The sequence below is a fragment of the Bordetella genomosp. 11 genome (genome assembly GCF_002261215.1).
Lineage (GTDB): Bacteria > Pseudomonadota > Gammaproteobacteria > Burkholderiales > Burkholderiaceae_B > Bordetella_C.
Window position 1 is genome coordinate 698,629 of record NZ_NEVS01000001.1, and the last position, 24,015, is coordinate 722,643.

Consider the following 24,015-nt stretch of genomic DNA (forward strand, 5'->3'; position numbering starts at 1 on the left):
AGGAAGACCACGCCATGCAAGCAGTCATCATCCGTGAATTCGGCTCCATCGACGAGCTGAAGATCGAAGAGGTACCCGATCCCGTGCCCGCCGCGGGCCAGGTACTGATCGACGTGCAGGCCACCGCGGCCAATTTCGTCGACCTGCTGGTCATCAGCGGCAAGTACCAGTTCCTGCCGCCAAGGCCTTTCTCGCCTGGCAAGCTGCCCACGGGCACCGTCGCCGCGTTGGGCGAGGGCGTAAGCAATCTGAAGGTGGGCGACCGCGTGCTGACGCTGGCCGAGCATGGCGGATATGCGGAGAAGGCGGTCGTGGCCGCCAAAGACTGTTTTCTTCTGCCGGACGGCCTGTCGTTCGTCGACGCCGCTGCGATGGCACTGGCGTTCGACACCGCCTGGTTCGCGCTGTGCGAGCGTGGCCGCGCGAAAGCCGGTGAAACGGTGCTGGTGCTGGGCGCGTCCGGCGGCGTGGGCCTGGCCGCGGTGCAACTGGGCAAGGCCTATGGGTTGAAGGTGCTGGCAGGTATCGCCAATTCGCAGAAGGCCGACATGGTGCGCGCCGCGGGCGCCGATGCCATCGTCGACCTGTCGGTACCAGACCTGCGCGACAATCTGCGCGAACAGGTGCATGCGTTGACCGGCGGTGCCGGGGCCGACATCGTGCTGGACCCGCTGGGCGATGATATTTTCGATGCGGCCATCCGTGCCGTCGCATGGCGCGGCCGCTATGTGGTGATCGGCTTCGCGGCCGGCCGCATTCCCACGCTGAAGGTCAACTACGTGATGTTGAAGAACATGGAGGTCAGCGGCGTGCAGGTCAGCGACTACCGCAAACGCGCCCCGGCCGAGATGGCGCATTGCCTGGCGGAGATTTTCCGTCTGTACCAGGAGGGCAGGCTGACCGCGCCGCCCGTCGCCACCTTCGCCCTGGCCGATGTCAAGACCGCGCTGCACCAGTTGCAGGACCGTACCGCCCGCGGCCGGCAGATACTGATTCCTTCGGCAAAAAAGGGCTGAAACGGATGCCGCGCGGCCTCGCCCGGCCACGCGGCCACGCAAGTGCCGCGTTGTACTATGACGCCCGGGAAATCGGTAAGGGCCGGGCACACTATGCAATGCTCCGCTCGTGTGGAGGGATCGAATGACTTTGCAGTATGACGAAATTGGCAGGCGGTTGAAGGCGTTTCGCTTGGCTTCAGGCCTGAGCGCCGACGAGATCGCCCAGCGTATCGGTATTTCACGCACGGCACTGTACCGCTTCGAAAAAGGCGAACTGGCCAAGATCGAGACCCTGGAAAAACTTTCCGAGCTGCTGCAGGTGTCCATGCCGACGCTGTTGGGCGTCGGCATGGAGTACCTGGCTTCGGCAGTCAGTTATTTCGAGCGCACGCGCCAGCTCGAGGAAACCGCGGACCAGATCATCGTCCTGGCCGGCCCGATTTCCTTCCTGCTGGCATCGGATCAATTCGAAGTGGTGCTGGAGCAGGTGCTGCGCGAGAGCATTCCCGACGATGTGCCGCATCGGGATAAAACCCTGGCCGATGTCGACAAGATCATGGAGATCCTGCACACGCGCAAGCAGACCTACCGGCGCCGCAGGCCCAGCATCGTCAACCTGATTTCGACCGTACAGATCGAGCGTTTCCTGGTGAACGGCATGGTGGGCCGCGCGGACCTGTCCGAGGCCAAGCGCGCCAAGCGACTGGAAATGGCGCGCCAGGAAATCGAACATCTTGCCGACATGATCGAAGAAGACTCCATGGGCGTGCAAATCGGCCTGGTCACGGACAACCTGCCGCACAATGGTTTCCAGATCTTCCGCCAGGCCGAGCGCAGCACCATCACCATCAGTCCGTTCCGCCTGGGCGAGCAACCGAACATCCGGGTGGGCGTGGCCATGGCCACTTCCGCGCCCGAAGCGCTGAAGCTGCACGAGAACATCGTGCAGGAAGCGTGGCGCACGGCATTGAAAGGCAACACCGCCGCCGAGTTCCTGCGCGGCATGCTGGCGAATAGACAGAAAAGCCTGCCCCCCGCCGCGCGCAGGCGCGGTCCAGCCAAATAGGAGTACTGAGCATGACCGGTCCGGACGATCTTCGCGTGAACGTGGCGCTTGCCAATCGCATTCTTGCAAACGAGCGCATCCTGGACGCCTTCGGTCACGTCAGTATCCGGCACCCGGAACGGCCCGGCCATTTCCTGCTGTCGTGTTCGCGCGCGCCCGAACTGGTCGAGGTGGACGACATCCTCGAATACGACGAGCGCTCCGAACCCGTCGCGCCCACGACGAAGGCCCTGTATATCGAGCGCTACATCCACGGCGAGATCTACCGGGCGCGTCCCGATGTGCACGCCATTGCCCATCATCACGCGGCGGCGGTGTTGCCGTTTTGCGTGGCTGGCGTGCCTATCGTGCCGGTGTACCAGCATGGCGCGATGATAGGCAGGCACGTGCCGTTCTGGGACAGCCGGGACGAGTTCGGCGATACCAACCTGCTGGTCGTGAACATGGAGCAGGGCGCGTCGCTGGCGCGCGCGCTTGGCCAGGACTGGATGGTCTTGATGCGCCATCACGGTGCCACCGTGGTGGGTACCGACCTGCAGGAAATGGTGTTCCGCGCCACGACCTCGTGCCGCAACGCCGAGTTCCTGCTCGCCGCGAAATCGCTGGGGCCGGTGGAAGGCCTGACGCCGGGTGAAATCGACAAGGCGGGCAAGGTGCCTCCCGCTGCCATCAAGCGCGCCTGGGAATACTTCGTGGCGCGCCTGCCAGGCTGAACCCGCCGATCCGGCAGCATCCCGCCCGCATGCAGGGCCGGCCTTTGAAGGGCCGGCCCTTTTTCATGGGTTCGCCAACCAGCTAGGGTAAGTACCAAATATGGAACGGGTACCAAAAATGGTATTGTCCTGACCATGGCCGGTACAGGCCGGAACTTAGTCTCTGGGGAACGAAACATGCCGCGGCAAGCTCATCGACCTGCAATCTGGCCGGACTCCCGCAAGGGGAGTACCCACCGCGGCTCGTCCCGCCTTCCTCGCGTCCTGTCGGCGGCGGTGTGCGCGGTCGGCCTGGTGCTTGCCGCCGGGGCGGCGCGGGCGGCGGATGACTATCCCAACCACTCGATCACCCTGGTCGTGCCTTATGCCCCGGGCGGCGGCGTGGACTCTGTCGGCCGCATCCTGGGCCGCGCCCTGGCGAAAGAGCTGAACCAGTCCGTGGTGGTCGAGAACCGCCCCGGCGCCGGCGCCACGGTGGGCGCCTCGTACGTGCAGCGCTCCGCGCCGGACGGCTACACGATGATAGTGGTCGATCCCGCGCTGATCATCAATCCCAGCCTGATGGCCTCGCTGCCCTACGACGCCAACCGCGACTTCCAGCCGGTATCGCTGCTGACGCTGTCGCCGCTGATCCTTACGACCACCAACAGCCTGCCGGTCAAGAGCGTGGCCGATCTGCAGGCGCTCGGAAAGAGCGGCGGGCAAGGCCTGAGCTTCGCGTCGGCCGGTATCGGCACCACGCCGCACATGGCGGGCGAACTGTTCAAGCTGCAGACCAAGGGCAACTTCACGCACGTTCCCTACAAGGGCTCGGGCCCCGCCATGACGGACCTGATCTCGGGCCAGGTGCAGTTTTCGTTCTCGACGGTGGCGGCCGCTTCGCCGTTCATCAGCAGCGGCAAGATCCGCGCGCTGGCCACCACGGGCGCCGAGCGCAGCCCCGATTTCCCGAACCTGCCCACCGTGGCCGAAACCGTGCCGAATTTCAAAGTGCTCTTCTGGACGGGATTGTTCGTGCCAGCCAAGACTCCGCCGCAAGTCGTCGCGAAATTGAACGCCGCCGTCACCAAGGCGTGGGCGACGGACGAGGTCAAGGATGCACTGAAGAAAATCGGCGAGTATGCCGCGCCCACCATGACATCCGCGCAGGCCAAGGATTTCGTCGTCGGGGAAAGCAAGATGTGGGCGACAGTGGTGAAGGACGCCAATATAAAAGTAGACTGAACGCACCGCCCTGAAGACAATTGCCTGACGGCATCGTTCTTTGGCGCGGCATTCTCTTCGCACGTATCGCGGCCCTCCGGCCGCGAAACCCATTAAGGCACATCCTGCGTTTTCGCCTGGCATGAAACCTTCGGTCTTTACCTATCACGACCCCCGCACCATCGACGACGCCGTCGGCCTGGTCGGCCGCCTGGAGAACGCGCGTCCGTTGGCGGGCGGCCAATCGCTCATGGCGATGATCAATATGCGCTTCGTGCAGCCCGATCACATCATCGACCTGAACCGCGTCGAAGGCCTGGCGGGTATCGCGGAATCCGCCGAAGAAATATCCATCGGCGCCATGACGCGCCAGCGCGAGCTGGAATTCTCGCCGCTCATTGCCGCGCGCCTTCCGCTGATGAGCGAGGCCTTGCTGCACGTGGGCCATCGCCAGACGCGCAATCGCGGCACGCTGGGCGGCTCCCTGTGCCACCTGGATCCAGCCGCCGAAATGGTGGCCGTCGCCGCGGCCTTCGATGCGGTCGTCCAGGTGGCGGGCCCCAACGGCCGCCGCGAGATTCCTTTCCAGGAATTCCCGCTGGGCTTCATGATGCCCGCCATCGACGCCGACGAACTGGTCACCGGCGTGCGCTACCCCCTGTGGCCGCAGGGGCATGGTTCCGCATTCGTCGAATTTTCCAGGCGCCATGGCGACTTCGCCATCGTGTCGGCGGCGGCGCTGGTCATGCTGGACGGCCGGGGCCAGGTCGCCCGGGCCGCGCTTGCCTTGGGTGGCGTCGGCACCGCGCCGCTGCGCATGACAGAGGTCGAAAGCATGCTGCTGGGCAACGTGCCGTCCGAGGCGCTGGTGCGCGATGCGGCCGAGCGCTGTCGCAATATCGATGCGCTGGACGATGCGCTGGTCACCGCCGCCTACCGGCGCAGCCTGGCTGCCGTCATGGCGCGGCGCGCGCTGGTCGCGGCCTGCACGCGCGCGGGCGCCCATTTTCCGCAAACCCCTACGCAGGCATGAACGTGCCGGCCGCGCGCGAAGGGCATATCCTTTCGACAACGCGGCGCCAGGCAGCCAGGATGGATTCATGAGCACGATCGTCGACGAACAAACACGCAATATTTCCGTGCGCATCAACGGCCAGGCGTACGAGTCGGAGGTGCGCGTGCGGCACACCCTGGCCGACTACCTGCGCCATCAACTGAACCTGACCGGTACCCACGTCGGTTGCGAGCACGGTGTGTGCGGCGCATGCACGGTGCTGATGGACGGCCTGTCCACGCGCGCGTGCCTGACGCTGGCCGTGCAGGCTGACGGCCACGCCATCACCACTGTCGAAGGCCTGGCCTGCGACGGCCGCCTGCATCCGCTGCAGCAGGCGCTGAGCGAAGAGCATGGGCTGCAATGCGGCTTCTGTACGCCCGGCATGCTGACCACGCTGGCCGAACTGCTGCAGGCGAATCCCGACCCCAGCGAAGAGGACGTGCGCGTGGCGATCTCCGGCAACCTGTGCCGCTGCACGGGCTACGAAGGCATCGTGAAGGCCACGCTGGCCGCCGCCGCGAAGATCCGCGCGCAAGGAGTTTCCGCATGAGCCCGCCCGACAGCCCGCGCGGTGACTTTCCCATCGCCAAGGACGACCCGGCCGCCGGCCACCAGCATGCCGCCGGAAAAACCTTCGGACGCAGTGTGAAGCGCCTCGAGGACCACGCCTTGCTGACCGGCACGGCGCGTTTCGTCGACGACATCCAGGCCCCCGGCATGCTGCACGCCGCTTTCGTGCGCAGTTCGCACGCGCACGCCGCCATCCGCGGCATCGATACCGCGGCCGCGGCTGCCGCGCCGGGCGTGCATGCGGTCTTCACGCTGGAAGACCTGCGGCCCTACCTGGCCACCACGGACCTGGTCACGGCGCTGCCCAGCCCCAGCTTCCGCATGAGCCTGCACCGCCCTGTGCTGGCGCATACCGAGGCGGCCTACGTGGGCGAGGCCATCGCCGTCGTCATCGCGGAAGACCGCTACCTGGCCGAGGATGCCGCGGCGCTGGTCGAAGTGGATGCCGACCCCTTGCCCGTGGTCGGCGATTGCCGCACCGCCCTGGACGAAGGCGCGCCCACCGTGCACAGCAGCGCGCCGCACAACCTGGTCGCGGAATTCGACCTGTCCTATGGCGACGTGGATGCGGCTTTCGACGCCGCGCCGCATGTCTTCGGCGAATCGCTGGCGCAGCATCGCGGCGGCAGCCATTCCATCGAATGCCGCGGGGTGGTGGCGCGCTACGAACCGCTGGACGACGTGCTGACCGTGTGGAGTTCCACGCAGACACCGCTGCCCGCCAGGCAGATCCTGTGCGACCTGCTGGGGCGCGGACCCGACCAGGTGCGCGTGGTGGTCCCCGACGTGGGCGGCGGGTTCGGCCCCAAACTGGTGTTCTACCCGGAAGAGGCAGTCACGGCGGTCGCCGCGTTGATCCTGCGACGTCCGGTAAAGTGGATCGAAGACCGCCGCGAGCATTTCACGGCCACCACGCAGGAACGCGACCAGATCTGGGATGTCGAGATCGCCGTCGATGACGAGGCGCGCATCCTGGGCGTGCGAGGCACCTTGCTGCACGACCACGGTGCCTACAACGTGCGCGGCACCAATGTGCCTTACGGCGCCGCCGCGGCGATGACGCTGGCCTACCGCGTGCCCGTGTATCGCCTGGACATCAAGTGCGTGGCCACCAACCGCGTCCCCGTCACGCCGGTGCGCGGGGCCGGCCAGCCCCAGGGCGTATTCGCCATGGAACGCCTGCTGGACCGCGTGGCCCGCGAACTGCGGCTGGACCGTGCCGAGGTGCGCCGGCGCAACTTGGTGCCGGCCGAACTCATGCCTTATCCCACGCCCATGAAAACGCGCGGCGGCATGCAGGTGGTGCTGGACAGCGGCGACTATCCGCGCTGCCAGGCCATGGCGCTGGAACGCGCGGGCTGGGCTTCCTTTGCCGGCCGCCAGGCGGTGGCGCGTGCGCAAGGCAAGCGGCTGGGTATCGGCGTGGCCAATTCGGTGGAAGGCACCGGCCGCGGCCCCTACGAACAGATCAAGGTGCATGTCGGCACGACGGGCGCGATCCACGTGTACTCCGCCGCCGCGGCCATGGGACAGAGCACGCGGACCATGCTTGCGCAGGTGGTCGCCGAGCAACTGGGCGGCGACATGGACAACATCATGGTCGTGGCCGGCGACAGCGCCAACGGCACGCTGGGTTTCGGCGGTTTCAACAGCCGCCAGGCCGTCATGGCGGGCAGCTCTGCCCACAAGGCCGCGCTGGAAGTGCGTCGTCAGGTCCTTGAGGTGGCCGCCACGGTGATGCAGCTGCCCGTCGCGGACCTCGACATCGAAGGCCGCGAAGTCGTCGCGAAGAACGCGCAGGCGCGGCGTACGCTGGCGGAGCTGGCGCGTGCCGCCGCCGGCATGCCCGGTTTCCTAATGCCCGGCCCGGGACCCGCGATGCAAGCCATGGAGCACGTCGTCATCAACGACATGGCCTACGGCAACGCCACCGCCGTGGCCGAAGTGGAGGTCGACGCCGAAACCGGCGAGGTGAAGCTGCGCAACATCGTCTTCTCGCACGATTGCGGCCGCGTCATCCACCCCAAGGTGGTAGAGGGGCAATTGCTGGGCGGCATCGCGCACGGCGTGGGCAACGCCTTGTTCGAGAAGATGGCTTTCGACGAGAACGGCCAGCCGCTTACCACCAACCTGGCCGAATACCTGCTGGTCACCGCGACGGAAATGCCGCCCATAGCTCTCGCTCACATGGAGTCGCCCACCCCGCTGAACGCGTTGGGTATCAAGGGCGTCGGCGAAGCTGGCGTGCTACCGATGGCGGCCGCCATCGCATCGGCCGTCGAACACGCGCTGGAAGATTGCGGCGTGCGCATCACCCAGGTGCCGATCTCGCCAGTGGAGCTGTTGGCAGCGATCGAGGCCGCGCGGCAATAGGCAAGGCGTTCCAGGGGGGGCGCCACCCGGCGGCCTCCCATTTCCGGGATGCCCGTCAGCTATTGGACGGGCGCCCGGCGGTGGACAGGCTCTTGCAAGCACGCATGAGTACACTGTGGGCCAGGCGGCTGCCTATCCCTGCACGCCCCTGCCCGGCCCGCGACGCCCCTCCCGCACCGAAGAACAACATGCCCCGCCAGGCCCTTGTCCTGCTGCTCCTCGCGTTCACCCAAGTCATTGGCTGGGGCGTGGTCGGCATACTGCCGGTCCTGGCTGGACCGATCGCGCGGGACCTGCAGACTTCGCTGCCGTCGGTCTTCCTGGGGACATCGATCATGTATGTGGCAATGGGCGCCGCCGCGCCTGTGGCCATCCGTATCTTTCGGCGGCTGGGCACCCGCTCGGCTATGGCATTGGGGGCCGCCGGCATCGGGGCGGGCCTGGGCCTGCTGGCCCTGGCGCCGGACATCCTGGCCTACTGGGCCGCCTGGGCGCTGATCGGCGTGGCGGGCGCCACTTTCCTGACCACCGCGGCGTACGCCTACCTGGCCGAGTACGCGCCGGACCGGGCGCGAGGCCATATCGGAACGTTGATGCTCGTGACGGGGCTGGCCGGCAGCCTCTTCCTGCCCATCACGGCCTGGCTTGAACACCTCATCGGCTGGCGCACGTCTCTACTGGCCTACGTGGCCCTCATGCTGCTTGTTTGCCCGCTGCTGCGCTTCAGCCTCCCACCGACCGTCACCGCGCCCATGCCGTCGACTGCGCGCCACGGCGAGCGGCCGAGACCCGTGTTCGCGCTGTTGGCCGGCGCGATCGCGCTGAATAGCTTCGTCACCTTCGGCATCCAAGCCGTGTGCGTCCCGCTGCTGCAGGCGATGGGCATGGGCTTCAGCCGGGCGGTTCTGATCGCCTCGTTATTGGGGATCTTTAAGGTGGCGGGTCGCGTGCTCGACCTGGCCGGCGGTCCGCGCTGGGACGGCCTATCCACCGGCGTCGTGGCGGGCGCGCTGATGCCGCTGGGCTTGGCCGCGTTGTGGCTCGGCGGAGCCGCACTGTGGCCGGTCGGCGTGTTCCTGCTGCTGTTCGGCGTGGGCAGCGGCGCTTTCGCGGTGGCGCGCGCCACCATGCCGCTGGTTTTCTATGACAAGGCCGGCTATGCGGCAGCGATGGCGACCATCGCTGTTCCGATGAACCTGATCAACGCGCTTGCCCCGCCCGCATTGGCCACCGCCCTGGACGGCATCGGCGCAGCAGCGACCTTCGCGCTCCTGGGCGGTTTGAGCGCTATGGCATTCGTGCTATTGCTAGGGCTGCGGACCTTGCGTGGCTAAGCGGTGACTGGCATGAAGGACAGGTTGTCCCGAGCCCATTCGTCCAGCCCGCAGACCCGGATATTCCGTTGCGCGTTGAACGTACGCTTCATGTCCCAGGCGACGCCGCGCCCTTGGGCAAACACCACTCGATACTTGCGCAGCGCATCCTGCGGCTTCTCGTCCCATTGCCGGATCAGGTCGGGCACGGTCCATTCCTTGCGGCGAACCTTGATGCCCAGAACCTCGTCAACGGTATCGGCGACTTGTCGATAGGTAACCGTGTCGCCGGCGACGTAGACGACCTGGTTCGAGATTCGCGGTTCAGCGAACAGAATCTCCGCGGTCAAGGTTGCGATGTCTTCCGGTGTGGTCACCGTCACGGCGTTATCCCAGCTTCCCAATGCGTTCACGGTATGCTCGGCCAGATCGACGACGCCGAACGCCGGATCGAACAGAAAGCTGGTGAACATGCCTGTCGAGACGATGATCCATTCGGTGCGGGTTTGCGAGCGCAGCAGTTCGCGCACGTCGAGCTGTTCGTCGAAAAGGTCCTGCGCGCTATCTCTTCCAATGACATCGTAGTCAACCCCAAACTGCCACGGGAGGTAGCGCCGTACGCCGGCCGCGAGCGCCGCACGCGCGATTTTGCGCTGCACGCCCCGGCCGCCGGCAAATCCCGTGCACGAGATAACGGTGTTGAACCGGGCGAAGGTCGTTGCGAGTTCTTCATCAGTCTGCGCCGCCAGGTCTCCTTCGACGAATTCGATATCCAGGCCACGTAGTTCAGCCACGTCCTTGCTCTTTTCCGGGTCGCTGGACGCGATCGTCGAAGGACGAAGCAGCACAGCGAGCGACAGATCGGCCTTGAGCGCAGCGCGCCGCGCAAGCACGCGCAGCATCGCCATGCCGAGTTCGCCGGCACCCAGGACCAGAATTGAATTCCCTTTTGACATAGGCGTTCTCCGAGTGAGGTAAGAGGTCGATTCGCAGTGTAGGTGCACGGAAATCCTCTATTGTTCGCGTTGCGTGAATACAGAACGCGCGTGCGGCGAACGACCGTGCGCGCATGCGGAAATCCGCAGGACATACGCGCGAACGGATCCGCGTTGCCAGGAGCGTCCAGCGTAAATGCAATATGCGGTTGAGTTGATAACATGTAGCCCAGTTCCGCCTGGCCTGTACGAACGCACTGGATATGCTCACTACCCATGGACAAACTTCAAGCGATGGCAACGTTTGTGCGCGTTGTCGAGGCACAAAGCTTCAGCAAGGCGGCAGAGACTTTGTCCATGCCCCGGTCGTCGGTGACGACGATCGTGAAAAACCTGGAGGCGCATCTGGGTGCGCCGCTGCTGCGCCGAAGCACGCGCAGCCTGAGTCTTACCGAGGCAGGGGAGCGCTACTACGCGTCGTGCCAAGGCATCCTCGCGGAGATCGCGAATGCGGAAAGCCAGGTATTGCCTCTTGGTAAAGCTCCGCGCGGACGGGTTCGCGCCGATATGCCTGGCGTCATCGGGCGAGCGATTGTCTTGCCGCGCTTGAGTGAATTCGAAACGCGCTATCCCGACATCGAGCTGGTGCTTGGACTAAGCGACCGGCCTACCGACCTTGTTTATGAAGGCATCGATTGCGCCGTCCGTACCGGCGCCCTGGCCGATTCGACGCTGGTCGCTCGCCGCCTCGGCCAGCTCAATTGGCTGACCTGTGCTTCGCCTCGTTATCTGAAGCAGCACGGCGAGCCGATTGCGATATCCGAACTGGGCGATCATCGCGCGATCAACTACGTATCAAATGTGACGGGCCGGCCTTTCGAATGGCGTTTCAGGGTGGGCAAGGAAGACGTGAGCATGACAATGCAGAGCCGCTTTTCCGTCAACGAGACGGAGGCTTACGTGCAGTGCGGCCTGGAGGGGCTGGGCTTGATACAGCTTTCGGAATTCGCGGTGTCGGCGTACCTGCGCAGCGGGCGACTGAAGGAAGTGCTCGCCGGGGTACGATGCGCACCCGTGCCGGTTTCGGTCGTCTACCCTAACAAGCAGGCTACGCCGGCCGTCAGGACGTTTGTCGACTGGATCATGGAGATCGTAAAACCGGAACTGACCCGGTGAGCTATCGCTGATGGATTGACGAGAAGCCGATATATATCAAACTATGGCGAGGCCTGTCGGCCGATTATTCGATAATGCCGTCGGCTGCTTTGCAACTTTTCGGGGGGAAATACAGATGGGCCATGTTGTACCCAGGCGCGCCACCGGTTTGGCAGCGCGTATTTGCTTGAGTTTGGGCGTTATCCTGGCGGGCCTGCCGGGCGGACCGTCGCAGGCGTCCTCCGCCACGCCTACGGTCACCACGGCCAGCGCCGGCACCGTTACGGCAACCACTCCCACGTCCACATCCACCCCCGCCAATGCCTTGGTCGCGGGCGCCGTGCTGCCCTCGGGCGTGCGCTACCAGTTCCTGGCACGCTGGGACGTCGATCGCCTCAATCGCATTCTGCAGACCGATACTCCCCGTTTCGCCGGCACGAACGTGACATACACCCCGGCGCGCAACGCGGTGAATCTGTATCGCGTGACCTACGCGTCCGTTATTCCCGAGCGCGGCAATCTTCCTACCACCGCGACGGGCCTGATTGCCGTGCCGGACATCGAGCAGGCTTCATTGTCCCTGGTGTCCTATCAGCACGGCACCGTCTACGGCAAGCACGAGGTTCCCTCATATCCCGAGCAGTCCCCCGAAACGCAGCTGATGATTGCGCAGTTCGCGGGGCAGGGGTACGCGGTGATCGGTGCCGACTATTTCGGGCTGGGCGATTCGGCCGAGCCGGAAGGATATATGGTCAAGGGCAGTCATCAACAGGCCAGCTACGACATGTTGGTGGCCGCCAAAGCCGTGCTCGCGGACCTCAAGCGCAGCAGCGGCAAGCTGTTCCTGGCCGGATGGTCCCAGGGCGGCTTCGTGACCATGGTGTTCCTGGAGAAGCTGGAAGCGGCCGGCGTGAAAGTGCAGGGGGCCGCCACGGCCAGCGCGCCCGTCGATGTGTTCGTCGCACTGAACGGCTTCTTGAATTTCCCCCGGCCGAATGATGCCAGCTGGGTGACGAGCCTGTTCATCCTGTCGGCTTTTTCATTCGAGAACTATTACGGCGAACCCGGCTTGGCCCGCTCGCTTATCAATCCGGCCTACTACGAAGTGTCGCGCAAGGCCTATGCGCGCGAACCGTTCGATCCCGCCGATGTTCCGACGGACCTGCACAAGCTCATTCGAGCCGAATATTTCAACCCCAAGTTCTTCGCCGCCTCTGCCTATGGAAGGCTGGTCGCCAGGACGCAGGCGTACCGATGGGTCATCCAGACGCCGGTGCGCAACTATTATGGGGATAGCGACGAAGCGATCAGCACGGGCCTGGGACAGTTGGCCGCGACTTACCAGCATGCGCTGGGCGCCGGCAACGCGCTGGTGGAAGCGATTTCCACAGGGCCGACCACGCATCGCGGCACCTTTGCGCATGCCGTGCCTGAATGGAAATCGTGGTTTGACGGGATGTGATGCCAGGCCTGGCGCACCAAAGGCGGGAGGCGTTGGGTATCGTTGCTCGTCCGGCCTGCTGGGCGGCGGGCGGGGCCCCTAGTACGCTTCGCGAGTCCCCTTGCGATTATCGTTTCAGCCGTCGCGCGAACCCCTGCACGAAAGTCCGGCACTCCTCGACCTTCGCGATGTATGTCATGGCGAAATACAGGCAACCGTAGACGCCCAGCACGACGATGCCCAGGAGTATCGGCTGCTGCCAGCCGAGCGCGATCTTGATCCCGAATGCCGCCGCGGCGGAGGCCGCGGCGGCGCCCCACAGCGTGTAAAGCAGGGAGCGCGGCAGTCCTGTGGCGCCGATCCGCCCGTTCAGGGTGCGGCGAAGCAGGAATAGCTCTATCCATCCCGCCACCCCGGCAGAGGCGGTAAGGCCCACGGTGCCCCATTGGGGCGCGATGCCCAGCAGCGGCGGTAGATAGAGGGCGCAGATCAGTCCCAATCCGATCGTCAGTACCAGGCGCACCAACGCATAGCGCAAGGGTGTACGCGGATCGAGCAAGGCGTAGTAGGTGGACGAGTAAAGGCGGCCCAGCGTGGACGCCAGCAATCCCACGCCCGAGCCCGCCAGGATGGCCCAGACAAACACGGCATCGTCGTGCGTGAACCGGCCGGACTGATACAACGCCGCCGTAATGACATCGCCCAGCACGAAGAAAGCCATGGCGGAAGGCACCACGAAAAACGCGATGCGGCGCATGCCGCGGTTCAGGCGCAAGCGCAGGGCGGCGGTGGCATCCGGGCTATCGTCGTTGCCCAGCGATCGGGCCATCGCCGGCAATTCGGACGCGGATATGGCCATGCCGAACAGGCTGACGGGCAGCATGCTGATCGAGGCCGCGGTGGTCATGGCCGCCATGGCACCCGCGCCCAGCAAGGTGGAAATGGCTTGGTCGACGTACGAGCTGATCTGCACGATGCCCCGGCTGATGACGACCGCGCCGAAGTTGCGGAAGACCTCGCGCACATTGGCGTTGGATCCGTCCGGGCGCAGGGGCAGCGTGCCGGTCAGCTTAAGGACCGGTGGCAGTTGGATGGCGACCTGCAGCAGGCAACCCAATGTCGTTCCCCAAGCCAGCCAGACCGCCAGGTCGGGCAGGGAGGAATGACGGAACACCACCATGGTGACGATCATGGCAAGGTTCCAGATCACGGGGGCCGAATACGACAGGAAGAACCTGCGGTGGCTGTTCAGGATGCCCAGGCACCAGGCCGAACCGACCAGCAGTCCGGTCCCGGGGAACAGGATCCGGACAAGAAGGATGGTCAGTTCGCGCTTTTCGCCGACGTAGCCGGGTGCGATTGCCCATATCAGCCAGGGCGTGGCCAGGATGCCGGCCACCACGATCAGGGAAATCCCCAGCGCAAGCGCGGCGGCGACGGCGCCTGCTACCTGGTCCGCTTCTTTTTGTTTGCCCTGCGCCAGCAGGCGCGCGTACACGGGGATGAAGGACGCCGAGAGTACGCCTTCGCCGAAGAGGTTTTGCAGGAAGTTGGGAACGCGCAGCGCCGAACTGAAGGCGTCCGCGATGTCGGAGAGCCCGAAAAAATGCGAGAAAACCCGCTGGCGGACCAGCCCCATCAACCGGCTGCACAGGATGCCGGCCGCCACCAGCAAGGCGTGGCGCCCGCTGCTATCCTTGCCCATGAATCCGCCCTGCAAATCGGCTGATTCTAGCAAAGCGGTGCCCCCAGCCATTCCGGCCGAGGCGCCTCGGCAAGCGCGTCAGTCCAACCCGCTTCGCTCGCTTGAGACCGCCGGCCGCTATGACAGGCCGCGCGCAACGGTTAAGCTAGCGCGGGGCAGAAGATGGGGCCTTCGCAGTGATTCCAGTTCCATTAGGGGGATAAAAGCATGAAGTGCACTCTGTTGGCGGCGGTATGCGCACTGGCGGCGACGGTGGCCGGTTCGGCCTCCGCGTCCGGTTATCCGGAACGGCCCGTGACGCTTGTCGTACCTTATCCGGCGGGCGGGACGACCGACATCGCCGCGCGCACCGTCGCGCAGGCGATGGCGCCTTTCCTGGGCCAGGCGCTGATCGTGGACAACCGCTCGGGCGCGGGCGGCAACATCGGCATGGGCGTGGTCAAGCGGGCGCCGCCGGATGGGTACACGATCGGGATGGGGACCATCGGCACGCAGGCGATCAACCAGTTCATCTACAAGGATATGCCTTTCGATCCGGCGAAGGATTTCACGCCGCTGGCATTGGTGTTGACCACGCCCAATGTCATCGTCGTGCGCGCCGACTCCAACCTGAAATCAATGAAAGACCTGGTCGAGCAGGCCAAGGCCCGCAAGGGTAAACCGATGTCGTACGGCTCGCCGGGCGTCGGTTCGTCCGTGCACCTGACGGGTGCCTACCTGGAGCAAATCGCCGGCATAGAGATGCTGCATGTCCCGTTCCGTGGCGTTTCCGCGGCGATGCCTGCCTTGATCGGCGGACAGATCGACGTGTTGCTGGACAACCTTCCCAGCACGTTCAGCCAACTCAAGGATGGCACGCGCGTGCGTGCGCTGGCGGTTACCAGTGCCCAGCGGTCGCCGTCGCTGCCCGACGTGCCGACGGTGTCGGAGAGCGGCATCGGCAATATGGACGTGACGGCTTGGTTCGCCCTTTATGCCCCCGCCGGCATCCCCGACGATGTCCGTGACAAGCTTATAAGCGCTGTGCAAAAGGCGTTGCGGACCGATGCGGTGAAGGAACAGTACAAGTCGCTTGGCGCGGCCACCGGCGACATGACGGGCAAGGACCTGGCGAAGTTCGAGGACCAGGAACGCCAACGCTGGGGGGATCTGGTCAGGACTCGCAATATCACCAGCAACTGACGTGGTATCGCCTTAAGGCTCCGTCCCAAAAAGAAGCCACGGGCGCAAGCAGATCGTCCGAGCGATGCCCAGACGTCCGGGCACGACATCGGCACATATCCTACGGAGGAGACATGAAGATCACGCGCATCACCGCCGTTCCACTGTCGTACCGATTGCCGGAGGGCAAGACCGTCATGATGGGCATAGGCAGCACGCTCAAGCGCGATGCCATCGTGGTGCGGGTCGAAACTTCGGAAGGGATAACCGGTTATGGCGAATCCCATCCGGGACGTAGTCCCGGCGCCATCGTCAGCCTGATCCATAACACGCTGGCTCCCTTGTTGGTGGGCATGGATGCCACGGACGTCATCGGCGTTTGGCAGCGCGTGCATCGCATGCAGTTGTCCAGCCATGGACTGGGCGCCGGCGCGGCGATGGCGCACTCGGGTATCGATATGGCGCTTTGGGACATACGCGGCAAGGCGGCCGGAATGCCCTTGTATGAGCTGATGGGGGGCGCGCGGAAACGCATTCCGGCCTATGCCGGCGGGATCGCGTTGGGCTACCAGCCTCCGGAGTCCCTGGCCGAGGAAGCGCAAGGCTACGTGGCGCGCGGCTATCGCGCGGTCAAGCTGCGCATCGGCGACAGCGTAGAGAACGATATCGCCCGAGTGCGTCGCGTGCGCGAGACGCTCGGCGACGGGGTCGATATCCTGACGGATGCGAACACGGCATATACCATCGCGCAGGCGCGCCGTGTCCTGCCGGTGCTGGCCGACATTCAGGCGGGTTGGCTGGAAGAGCCGTTCGCCTGCAACGATTTCGCCTCGTACAGGCAGGCCGCCGCCATCACGCCCCTGGTACCCATCGCCGCCGGCGAGAATCACTACACGCGCTTCGAGTTCGCCCAGATGCTGGAGGCCGGCGCCGTCCAGGTCTGGCAGCCCGACCTCTCCAAGACGGGTGGCGTGACCGAGGGTATGCGCATTGCCGCGATGGCGTCGGCCTTCCGCATTCCGGTCCACGTGCATTGTTCGGCGACCGGTCTCAATCACGCTGCCTGCCTGCATTTTCTGGCCGCGACCGAGAACGCGGGCTACTTCGAAGCATGCGTGTCCGCGTTCAATCCCTTCCGCGACATGTTCGGCACCATCTTCGAGATCGGTTCCGACGGGTGCGTAGAACCACCCTCGGGCCCCGGGCTTGGCGTGGAAGTGGATGAGGATATTTTCAAGCGTTACCCAATCATCGATGGACCTGGATATGTCGTGAAGTTCTGAACAACAAAATACAGGCCGCCAAGGCCCGAGGAGACAAAGATGAAATTGCTGCGCACTATTGCCGGTGCTGTCTGCCTTCTGTTGTCGCTGTCGGCGCACGCGGCCGATCCCGCCGAGTCCTATCCTGACAGGCAGATACGCATCGTGGTGCCGTATCCGCCGGGGGGGTTCAACGATACGCTGGGCCGCACGGCGGCCGAGTACCTTGGCACGCACTGGAAAACGTCGGTGGTCGTGGACAACCGGCCGGGCGGTAACACGCTGATCGGCAACACGATCGTTGCGCGCGCCGCCCCGGACGGCTACACCCTGCTCGTGACGCCGCTGCCGTTTTCCGCGCTGCCGGGTCTGTACCAGGACAAGATGCCCTATGACGCTGTCAAGGATTTCGCTCCCGTGATCTGGGCGGGTAGCACGCAGAATGCGCTGGTGGTGCGAGCCGATTCGAAATACAAGACCGTGCAGGACGTGATCGATGACGCCAGGAAGAATCCGGGCAAGATCAACTACGCCTCCACCGGATCGGGTTCCTCCAATCATTTATCGATGGCGCTTTTCGATTCGATGACGGGCGTCAAGATGACGCATATCCCCTACAAGGGAAGTGCGCCCGCGGTGACGGCGCTGCTCGGCGGCGATACGGACATGTTGTTCGACAACGTGCCAAACGTCTATCCGCAGATAGAGGCGGGCAAGCTTCGCGCCCTGGCGACGACGGGCCTGAAGCGGTCGCCGATGTTGCCGGACATTCCCACGGTCGACGAATCGGGCGTGCGGGGATATGAAGTCACGGTATGGTTCGGCATACAGGCCCCGGCGGGCACGCCCAAGCCGATCGTCGAGAAATTGAATCGGGAGCTTGGACGCATGCTGCAGGATCCGGCGGTCCGCGAGCGTTTCGCCAAGCAGGGCGTGCAGCCCGTCGGCGGCACACCTGAACAGTTCGCCCAACAGGTCTCCACCGAGATCAAGAAGTGGGGGGATTTGATCCAGCGCGCGGATATAAAGATCCAATAGCTGAATTCGGCACCGTCCGGCGGAGCTAACACCGGGGGACGTTCCGCGGCGGGGCAGCCAAGCCCGGTCAAACCACGCTGCGGTATCGTTCCATGCAGGTGTCGAGCACCTCGCCGCCAGGACGTTTCCACCAGTTGGTCGATGAAAAGATCTCCACCTCGGCGTGCCCCCGGTAGCCGGCGGCTTCCATGGCCGCGCGGATGCGGCGGATGTCGATGATGCCGTCACCCATCATGCCGCGATCGTTCAGCAGGTCCCGGGTGGGCAGCAGCCAGTCGCATACATGGAAAGCAAGCAGCCGGTCGCTTCCTGCACGGTGGATCTGCTGTTCCAGCTTGGGATCCCACCAGACGTGGTACACATCGACCGCCACGCCCAGGATGCGGCGCGTCGTGTCTTCCGTCGGCGGATCCAGTGCATCGCAGATATCCAGGGCGTGCTCCAGGGTGTTGATGCAGGCGCGGTCGGCGGCATACATCGGATGGAGCGGTTCGATGGCCAGGGGGATGTTCGCGTCGCGCGCGTGTTGCAGGACGGCGGCGATGCCGTCCACGACATCATGGCGTGCCGACGCAATGTCCCTGTGCATGGCGGTACCCGCCAGCGCGCCCGGCAGGCCGCCCACGACCAGCACAAGGCAGGGCGCGCCCAACATGCGGGCCTCGTCGATGGCACGGCGCGTATCGTCGATGGCGGCTTGACGGCCCGCACGATCCACCGCCGGAAACATTCCGCCGCGACAATAGCCTGACAACCCTACACCGTTTTCGACCAGGCAGCGCGCGGCAGTATCCAGTCCGATCGCCGCGGCCTGGTCGCGCCAGGGGCTGATCGTCGTGATGCCGCGACGGGCGCATTCCTGGATGATGCGATCGAGCGGCCACTGGGCCCGCACGGTAGCCGTGTTGATGGATAGCCAGCGAAGGTCGGCCGAGAAGTCACGCATCGCCGATGCCGTACGAAGCCAACAGGACACGCATGCGATGTGCGGCCAGGTCCGGGTTCTCCAGCAGGTTGGCATTGTCGGCCAGGCGCAGCAGCTGGGCCAGGTGGGGAAGGCTGCGCATGCTCTGCTGGCCTCCCACCATTGAAAAGTGCGATTGATGGCCGTTCAGCCATGCCAGGAAAACGATGCCGGTTTTGTAGAAACGGGTGGGCGCCTGGAAAATGTGGCGCGAGACCGCGACCGTGGGTTCCAGGATGGCCTTGAAGCGCGCCTCGTCGCCTGCGCCAAGCGCGGCCAGCGCGGCGCTCGCCGCGGGAGCGATGGCATCGAATATGCCGAGCAGCGCGTCGCTGTGGCCGTGATTCGGCAGGCTGCCCTGGCCGTCACCGGCGATGAGTTCGGCATAGTTGAAATCGTCGCCTGTGAACATCCGGACGCCGGCCGGCAGCCTGCGCCGCATGGCGATTTCCTTGTCCTTGTCCAGCAGCGAGATCTTGATGCCGGCGACTTTGTCGGGGTGCGCCGCGATGACGGCTATCGCGTGATCCATGGCTTCGTCCAGGTCCGCCGTGCCCCAGTAGCCCGCGAGCGCCGGATCGAAAGCTTCGCCCAGCCAGTGGAGCACCACCGGTTCACGCGACTGGGAGAGGATGCGGTCGTACACGTGCAGATAGTCGTCCGGTGTCTTCGCGACACGCGCCAGTGCGCGACTGGCCATGATGATAAGGCGGCCGCCCAGCTTCTCGATCGCGTCCATTTGCAGTTCGTAGGCTGCGATCACGTCGTCGATGCCCCGAGCCGCATCCGGCGGCAGATGATCCGTGCCGCAGCCGGACACGACATCGGCCCCGGGCACGTCGCGGGCCGCCTGCAACGTGTAATCGATGAGTTGCAGCGATGTGGGCCAGTCCAGTCCCATTCCTCGTTGCGCCGTGTCCATTGCCTCGGCGACGCCCAGGCCCAGACTCCACAAGCGCTTCCGGTAGGCCATCGTCGCATCCCAGTCCAGCGCGCAGCGACTCGAAGGATCGATATCGGCGAGGGGATCGGCGACGACGTGTGCCGCCGAATAGGCGAGCCGATTGAAACGGCCGACTTCCGTGCTGCCGGTGCCAGCGGTGCGGCCGCTTAACCGATAGTTCTCCAGCACGCCGTTCGAGCGGGGGAGTTTCAGTGTCAGCGTCATGCGGGTGCCTATGGAGACGTAGGGAAAAAGAAATCCATCACGGCGTCGACCTGTCCTTCCAGCATAGCGGGGCCTTCGTGCGTGATGCAGCCGAGCCGGGCCGCAGCTTCGAGCAAAGGGGTGCGGACGGGCTTCAGGATGATGTCCGCGACCACGGTTTGCGCGTCGAGCCCGGAGATGTCGACCGGCAGCGGGTCGCCGTGCTTCATGCCGACGGAGGTGCAGTTGACGATAACGTCGAACCCCGCGGCTACGGGATCGCAGGCTTCGATATGCACGCTGGGCACGTGCAACCTTACCGACCTGATCAGTTCGTGGCAACGCTTCTGGTCGACATCGAATACGCCGATCTGTGCCGCGCGCTGGTCGGCGATGGCATTCACCACCGCGCAGCCGGCGCCGCCGGCGCCGATCACCAGCACCTTCTTGCCGGCAAGCTCGATGCCGCGCGCGGCCAGGCCGCGCACGAAGCCCGTACCGTCGAAGTTGTCGCCCAGCAGTCCGCCGTCGGGCAGCTTGCGTATCGTATTGACCGCCCCCAGGCGCGCGGCATTTCCGCCGAGCCTATCGATCAAGCCCGTTACCTGGATTTTATGCGGCACCGTGACGATAAGACCGTCAAAGTTCTTTATCGCGCGGAAGTTCGCGATCATGCCGCCAAGGTCGGAGGGCGCCACGTGCATCGCCACCAGCACCGCATCGATGCCACGTGCGCGGAACGCGGCATTGAACAGGCGCGGCGAGCCGACCTGTGCGATCGGATCGCCAATGATGGCATAGAGCCGTGTCGTGCCCGATAAGGCGGGCGTCACCTGCGTCGTACTCACGCATGCGCTCCGGTCAGCGCGGCGACGCGGGGGTGGTGGCGCGGCCCTTGCGCGGGCATCTCGCCGGCAATGTGCATGGGGCCAGGGCGGAAGAGGCGTTCATCCATGGTGCGCAGATTCGCGGCGATGCGCGGCCGGAAGGCCATCTGATCCAGGACGTCGCGCTGCAGGTCGATACCCGGCGCGATCTCGATCAGTTCCAGGCCGTCGGCGGTGTTCTGGAAGACCGCGCGCTCGGTAACGAAGACCGTGACCTGGCCGCGTTCCAGTGCATAAGGACCGCTGTAGCTGGTCTGCTCCAACTCCTTTACGAACTTCGAGTGCTTGCCCTCGTTCAGGATTGTCAGCTTACCGTCGCCGGTCTGTATCTTCAGGCCGCCTGCGGTGAACGTGCCACCGAACACCATCTTCTTGGCGTTTTGGCTGATGTTGACGAAACCGCCGATGCCGATAACGCGTCCGGCGAAACGGCTGATGTTCACGCTGCCGCGGGCATCCACTTCGACCGCCGACAGGAAAGCGATGTCCAGGCCGCCGCCGTCATAGAAGTCGAACTGATAGGGCTGGTCGATCATCGCCCAGTAGTTGCGGGCTGCACCTGCATCGAGGCCGTTGGCCGGGGCACCGCCGGTCAGGCCCTGTTCGTTGGTCAGGATGATGCGATCCAGAAGCTTCTCTTCGGCAGCGACGATGCCGATGCCGGTGCAAATGCCGGAGCCGACATTGCACACCGCGCCGTCGCGCAGCTCCAGGGCACAGCGGCGCGCGACGATTTTCCGCTCGTCCAGCGGCAGCTGCGGAAAGGACCCCAGCGGGATGCGCATCTGTCCGGAAAACGCGGGATCGTTGTCCGTTTGGTAGGTCTGCCACTGGTTAGGCTCGACCACGACGGCGTCGACCAGCATCCCGGGTATCTTCACGGTCTTGCCGGGTAGGGCGCCGCGCTGGGCAAGGCGCTTGACCTGCACGATGACCACGCCGCCGCAGCGCCGCGTGGCTTGCGCCATCGATAGCATCTCGCCGAAGATGGCTTCGTCTTCCATCGAGATATTGCCGTCCTCGTCCGCGGTGGTGCCGCGCAGGAAGGCGACGTCGATCTGGAAAGGTTTGTAGAACAGCCACTCCCGGCCCTTGAAATCCACGAGCTCGACGAGATCCTCCTGGCATTTCGCGCTTTGCTTGCCGCCGGCGATCCGGGGATCCACGAATGTGTGCAGGCCTACGTGCGTCATTAATCCAGGCCGGCCGCCGGCGATTTCCCGCATCAGTTGCGACAAGGCGCCTTGCGGCAGGGTGTATGCCTCGATCTCGTCACGCGCGGCCATGGCAGCCACGGATGGGGCGTCGACCACGGTTCCACAGACGATGCGCTTGAGCAGGCCCGGATGGCCGAAATGCGAAACACCGCGCTGGTTGCGGTCGCCCAGGCCCACCGGGTGCAGCGACGTGATATCGCGCGGTTGAGCGCTGGCAAGGAAGCGGCGTTCCACCGCTTCGATCAACGACTCGGGGATGGCGTGGCCGGAACCCGAGCCGCCGATGAGTATGGTGTCGCCGTCGCGAACGAGCTGTGCGGCCTGATCGGCACTTATGACTTGCATGGTCTCCATCCTGCTTGGAATCGGTCGTGGCAAGCGTACTGCCAACTTACTGATACGTCAATAAGTCGACTGATGCGGGATGGGCAGTGTCGGCGCGCGTTGGCGCCGGGAACGGCAGGGCTCGGATACGGGACGCCAGACGCGGGGTGCCCAGGGCCATCCCTATGATGCTGGCCTTGCCGGGCGGCCCGTGGGGCCCGTGGGTGTCAGGTGCGTGCGGCCTTCGTAGAGGCCTTCTTCCTGGCGGCGGGCTGCTTGCCCGCATAGGCGGACAACATGACGCGGGAGAACGCGCCGAAGAACAACTCCAGCCGATCGAAGCCGCCGGTGCCCTGCGTAAACACCGAGGAGCTGTTGACGATGTTGATCAGCAGGAATGCCAGGTCGTCGCGTGGCGTATCGGCACGGAGTTCTCCGCTGTCCGAGGCCTGCTGGACGGCGGACTGGATGGCCTCGTGTATGGAATCGGTGAAGCGTTCCAGATCGGCGCGGCCGGCGTCGCTGAGCACTTCGTTTTCCAGGCGCAGACGGCCGATCAGGCTCCAGGATTTTCCACCTTGGCCGGTGCGATTGAAACGCTTGTAGCGGGAATGGTTGTACTCCACGACCCGGTGCAGCTTCTCCGGCAGCGACAGGTTCTCGTCCAACCAGATCTCGCGATGACGCTCGATCGCGGAATCGACATATTCCTTGACGACTTCATCCACCAGGCTCTGCTTGTTGCCGAAGTGGTAGTGGATATTCGTCGTGGTGATATCGAGCCTGGTCGCGATGTCGCGAAAGCTCGTCCCGTTATAGCCGTTCGTAATGAGCAGAGCGGTGGCGACCTCTTTGATGCGGTCGCGCATCAACGGCTGCCCGGCTGCCGGTCCGCTCGCGGTCTTTTTTCTCGGCACTGTCGGCCTCTGGCGGAAAAACGTGGTTGTGGTGAGCCGATATGCTACAGCAACTCAAGCGGATTCCATCATCAGTTGGGTTTCCCCCTCCTGCACAACTTCGCCGCGCTGGTTGAGTACTTTCATCTCCAGCGTCACGATGCCCCGTCCAGGTTTGCGGGTGGGGCGCTTGGCCTTGACGGCCAGTCGCGCGTGTATCCTGTCGCCGATAAGCAGGGGGGCGCGGAATGACCAGTTCCAGTTCAGCGTGGCGACGCCCTTCAGGCGCACCTTGCAACGCGTCTTCAGTCCATCCGCCAAGGCCAGGCCCAGCAGCCCGTGGGCAATGCGTCCGCTGAATCCAGCTTCGCGGGCGAATTCGTCGTCCATATGGACATCGAACAGGTCGCCCGAAATGCCGGCGAACCCGACGACGTGCGATTCCGTTATGGTGATGCCGGCCGTGCGATAGTGATCCCCCGGTTCCAGGGCGTCGTAGCCGTATTCGCCGGCGTCGAGTTCTCTTCCCGGCGGCTGGGAAGGAACAAGTTCCTCATTGAGCATGGTGATTTCTCCTCGTCTCGGTCTTA

General features: G+C 64.8%; 21 protein-coding genes. 13 read left to right on the forward strand and 8 right to left on the reverse strand.

Annotated elements, in window-relative coordinates:
- Positions 1 to 14 precede the first annotated feature (14 nt).
- From CAL28_RS03105 to CAL28_RS03140, 8 genes are all read left to right on the forward strand, one after another.
- Positions 15 to 1,016: an NADPH:quinone oxidoreductase family protein gene (locus tag CAL28_RS03105; RefSeq protein ID WP_094839928.1), complete on the forward strand. Its 1,002-nt coding sequence runs from the start codon at positions 15 to 17 to the stop codon at positions 1,014 to 1,016.
- Between the two features lie 124 nt (positions 1,017 to 1,140).
- Positions 1,141 to 2,064: a helix-turn-helix domain-containing protein gene (locus tag CAL28_RS03110; RefSeq protein ID WP_094839929.1), complete on the forward strand. Its 924-nt coding sequence runs from the start codon at positions 1,141 to 1,143 to the stop codon at positions 2,062 to 2,064.
- 11 nt (positions 2,065 to 2,075) lie between these two features.
- The gene (locus CAL28_RS03115; protein WP_094839930.1) at positions 2,076 to 2,777 is read left to right on the forward strand and encodes a class II aldolase/adducin family protein; all 702 of its coding nucleotides are present in this window, start codon (positions 2,076 to 2,078) and stop codon (positions 2,775 to 2,777) included.
- A gap of 177 nt (positions 2,778 to 2,954) precedes the next feature.
- The gene (locus CAL28_RS03120; RefSeq protein ID WP_176463859.1) at positions 2,955 to 4,001 is read left to right on the forward strand and encodes a Bug family tripartite tricarboxylate transporter substrate binding protein; all 1,047 of its coding nucleotides are present in this window, start codon (positions 2,955 to 2,957) and stop codon (positions 3,999 to 4,001) included.
- Positions 4,002 to 4,122: 121 nt separating this feature from the next.
- Entirely contained in the window at positions 4,123 to 5,013 is an 891-nt protein-coding gene (locus tag CAL28_RS03125) for an FAD binding domain-containing protein (RefSeq protein WP_094839932.1), read from the forward strand.
- A gap of 67 nt (positions 5,014 to 5,080) precedes the next feature.
- Positions 5,081 to 5,587, forward strand: a complete 507-nt coding sequence (locus tag CAL28_RS03130) for a (2Fe-2S)-binding protein (protein WP_094839933.1) — start codon at positions 5,081 to 5,083, stop codon at positions 5,585 to 5,587.
- Complete coding sequence (locus tag CAL28_RS03135) at positions 5,584 to 7,980, forward strand: xanthine dehydrogenase family protein molybdopterin-binding subunit (protein WP_094839934.1); 2,397 nt, start codon at positions 5,584 to 5,586, stop codon at positions 7,978 to 7,980. Before CAL28_RS03130 ends, CAL28_RS03135 begins: the two co-directional genes overlap by 4 nt.
- A 188-nt stretch (positions 7,981 to 8,168) precedes the next feature.
- Positions 8,169 to 9,314, forward strand: coding sequence for an MFS transporter (locus CAL28_RS03140; RefSeq protein WP_094839935.1), 1,146 nt, complete (start codon positions 8,169 to 8,171; stop codon positions 9,312 to 9,314).
- On the opposite strand, the gene CAL28_RS03145 is transcribed toward CAL28_RS03140, so the two are convergent.
- Complete coding sequence (locus tag CAL28_RS03145) at positions 9,311 to 10,249, reverse strand: aromatic alcohol reductase (protein WP_094839936.1); 939 nt, start codon at positions 10,247 to 10,249, stop codon at positions 9,311 to 9,313. The genes CAL28_RS03140 and CAL28_RS03145 overlap by 4 nt on opposite strands.
- 255 nt (positions 10,250 to 10,504) lie before the next feature.
- On the opposite strand from CAL28_RS03145, the gene CAL28_RS03150 reads away from it, so the two are divergent.
- Together CAL28_RS03150 and CAL28_RS03155 are read left to right on the forward strand one after the other, a co-directional pair.
- Positions 10,505 to 11,404: a LysR family transcriptional regulator gene (locus tag CAL28_RS03150; RefSeq protein WP_094839937.1), complete on the forward strand. Its 900-nt coding sequence runs from the start codon at positions 10,505 to 10,507 to the stop codon at positions 11,402 to 11,404.
- Between the two features lie 166 nt (positions 11,405 to 11,570).
- Positions 11,571 to 12,845, forward strand: coding sequence for a serine aminopeptidase domain-containing protein (locus CAL28_RS03155; protein ID WP_254925967.1), 1,275 nt, complete (start codon positions 11,571 to 11,573; stop codon positions 12,843 to 12,845).
- A gap of 106 nt (positions 12,846 to 12,951) precedes the next feature.
- Here the strand turns inward: CAL28_RS03155 and murJ are convergent, their stop codons facing one another.
- Complete coding sequence (murJ, locus tag CAL28_RS03160; protein ID WP_217906526.1) at positions 12,952 to 14,529, reverse strand: murein biosynthesis integral membrane protein MurJ; 1,578 nt, start codon at positions 14,527 to 14,529, stop codon at positions 12,952 to 12,954.
- A 207-nt stretch (positions 14,530 to 14,736) separates the two neighbouring features.
- Between murJ and CAL28_RS03165 the strand changes: the two genes are divergently transcribed.
- The 3 genes from CAL28_RS03165 (at position 14,737) to CAL28_RS03175 (ending at position 17,990) form a co-directional block, all read left to right on the forward strand.
- On the forward strand, positions 14,737 to 15,711 hold the full coding sequence (locus CAL28_RS03165; protein WP_094839938.1) for a Bug family tripartite tricarboxylate transporter substrate binding protein: 975 nt from the start codon (positions 14,737 to 14,739) through the stop codon (positions 15,709 to 15,711).
- A gap of 113 nt (positions 15,712 to 15,824) precedes the next feature.
- Positions 15,825 to 16,973, forward strand: a complete 1,149-nt coding sequence (locus CAL28_RS03170) for a mandelate racemase/muconate lactonizing enzyme family protein (protein ID WP_094839939.1) — start codon at positions 15,825 to 15,827, stop codon at positions 16,971 to 16,973.
- Between the two features lie 39 nt (positions 16,974 to 17,012).
- The gene (locus CAL28_RS03175; RefSeq protein ID WP_094839940.1) at positions 17,013 to 17,990 is read left to right on the forward strand and encodes a Bug family tripartite tricarboxylate transporter substrate binding protein; all 978 of its coding nucleotides are present in this window, start codon (positions 17,013 to 17,015) and stop codon (positions 17,988 to 17,990) included.
- A 67-nt stretch (positions 17,991 to 18,057) separates the two neighbouring features.
- On the opposite strand, the gene CAL28_RS03180 is transcribed toward CAL28_RS03175, so the two are convergent.
- From CAL28_RS03180 to CAL28_RS03205, 6 genes are all read right to left on the reverse strand, one after another.
- Entirely contained in the window at positions 18,058 to 18,936 is an 879-nt protein-coding gene (locus tag CAL28_RS03180) for a sugar phosphate isomerase/epimerase family protein (protein WP_094839941.1), read from the reverse strand.
- Positions 18,929 to 20,122: a dihydrodipicolinate synthase family protein gene (locus CAL28_RS03185; protein WP_094839942.1), complete on the reverse strand. Its 1,194-nt coding sequence runs from the start codon at positions 20,120 to 20,122 to the stop codon at positions 18,929 to 18,931. The genes CAL28_RS03180 and CAL28_RS03185 overlap by 8 nt, the downstream gene beginning before the upstream one ends.
- Positions 20,123 to 20,130: 8 nt before the next feature.
- Entirely contained in the window at positions 20,131 to 20,949 is an 819-nt protein-coding gene (locus CAL28_RS03190) for a shikimate dehydrogenase family protein (RefSeq protein ID WP_094839943.1), read from the reverse strand.
- The gene (locus CAL28_RS03195) at positions 20,946 to 22,550 is read right to left on the reverse strand and encodes an acyl CoA:acetate/3-ketoacid CoA transferase (RefSeq protein WP_094839944.1); all 1,605 of its coding nucleotides are present in this window, start codon (positions 22,548 to 22,550) and stop codon (positions 20,946 to 20,948) included. Before CAL28_RS03195 ends, CAL28_RS03190 begins: the two co-directional genes overlap by 4 nt.
- Before the next feature lie 206 nt (positions 22,551 to 22,756).
- A complete protein-coding gene (locus CAL28_RS03200) occupies positions 22,757 to 23,398 on the reverse strand; it encodes a TetR/AcrR family transcriptional regulator (RefSeq protein WP_094839945.1) in 642 nt (213 codons plus the stop codon).
- 102 nt (positions 23,399 to 23,500) lie between these two features.
- Positions 23,501 to 23,989, reverse strand: a complete 489-nt coding sequence (locus tag CAL28_RS03205) for a MaoC family dehydratase (protein WP_094839946.1) — start codon at positions 23,987 to 23,989, stop codon at positions 23,501 to 23,503.
- Between the last annotated feature and the right edge of the window lie 26 nt (positions 23,990 to 24,015).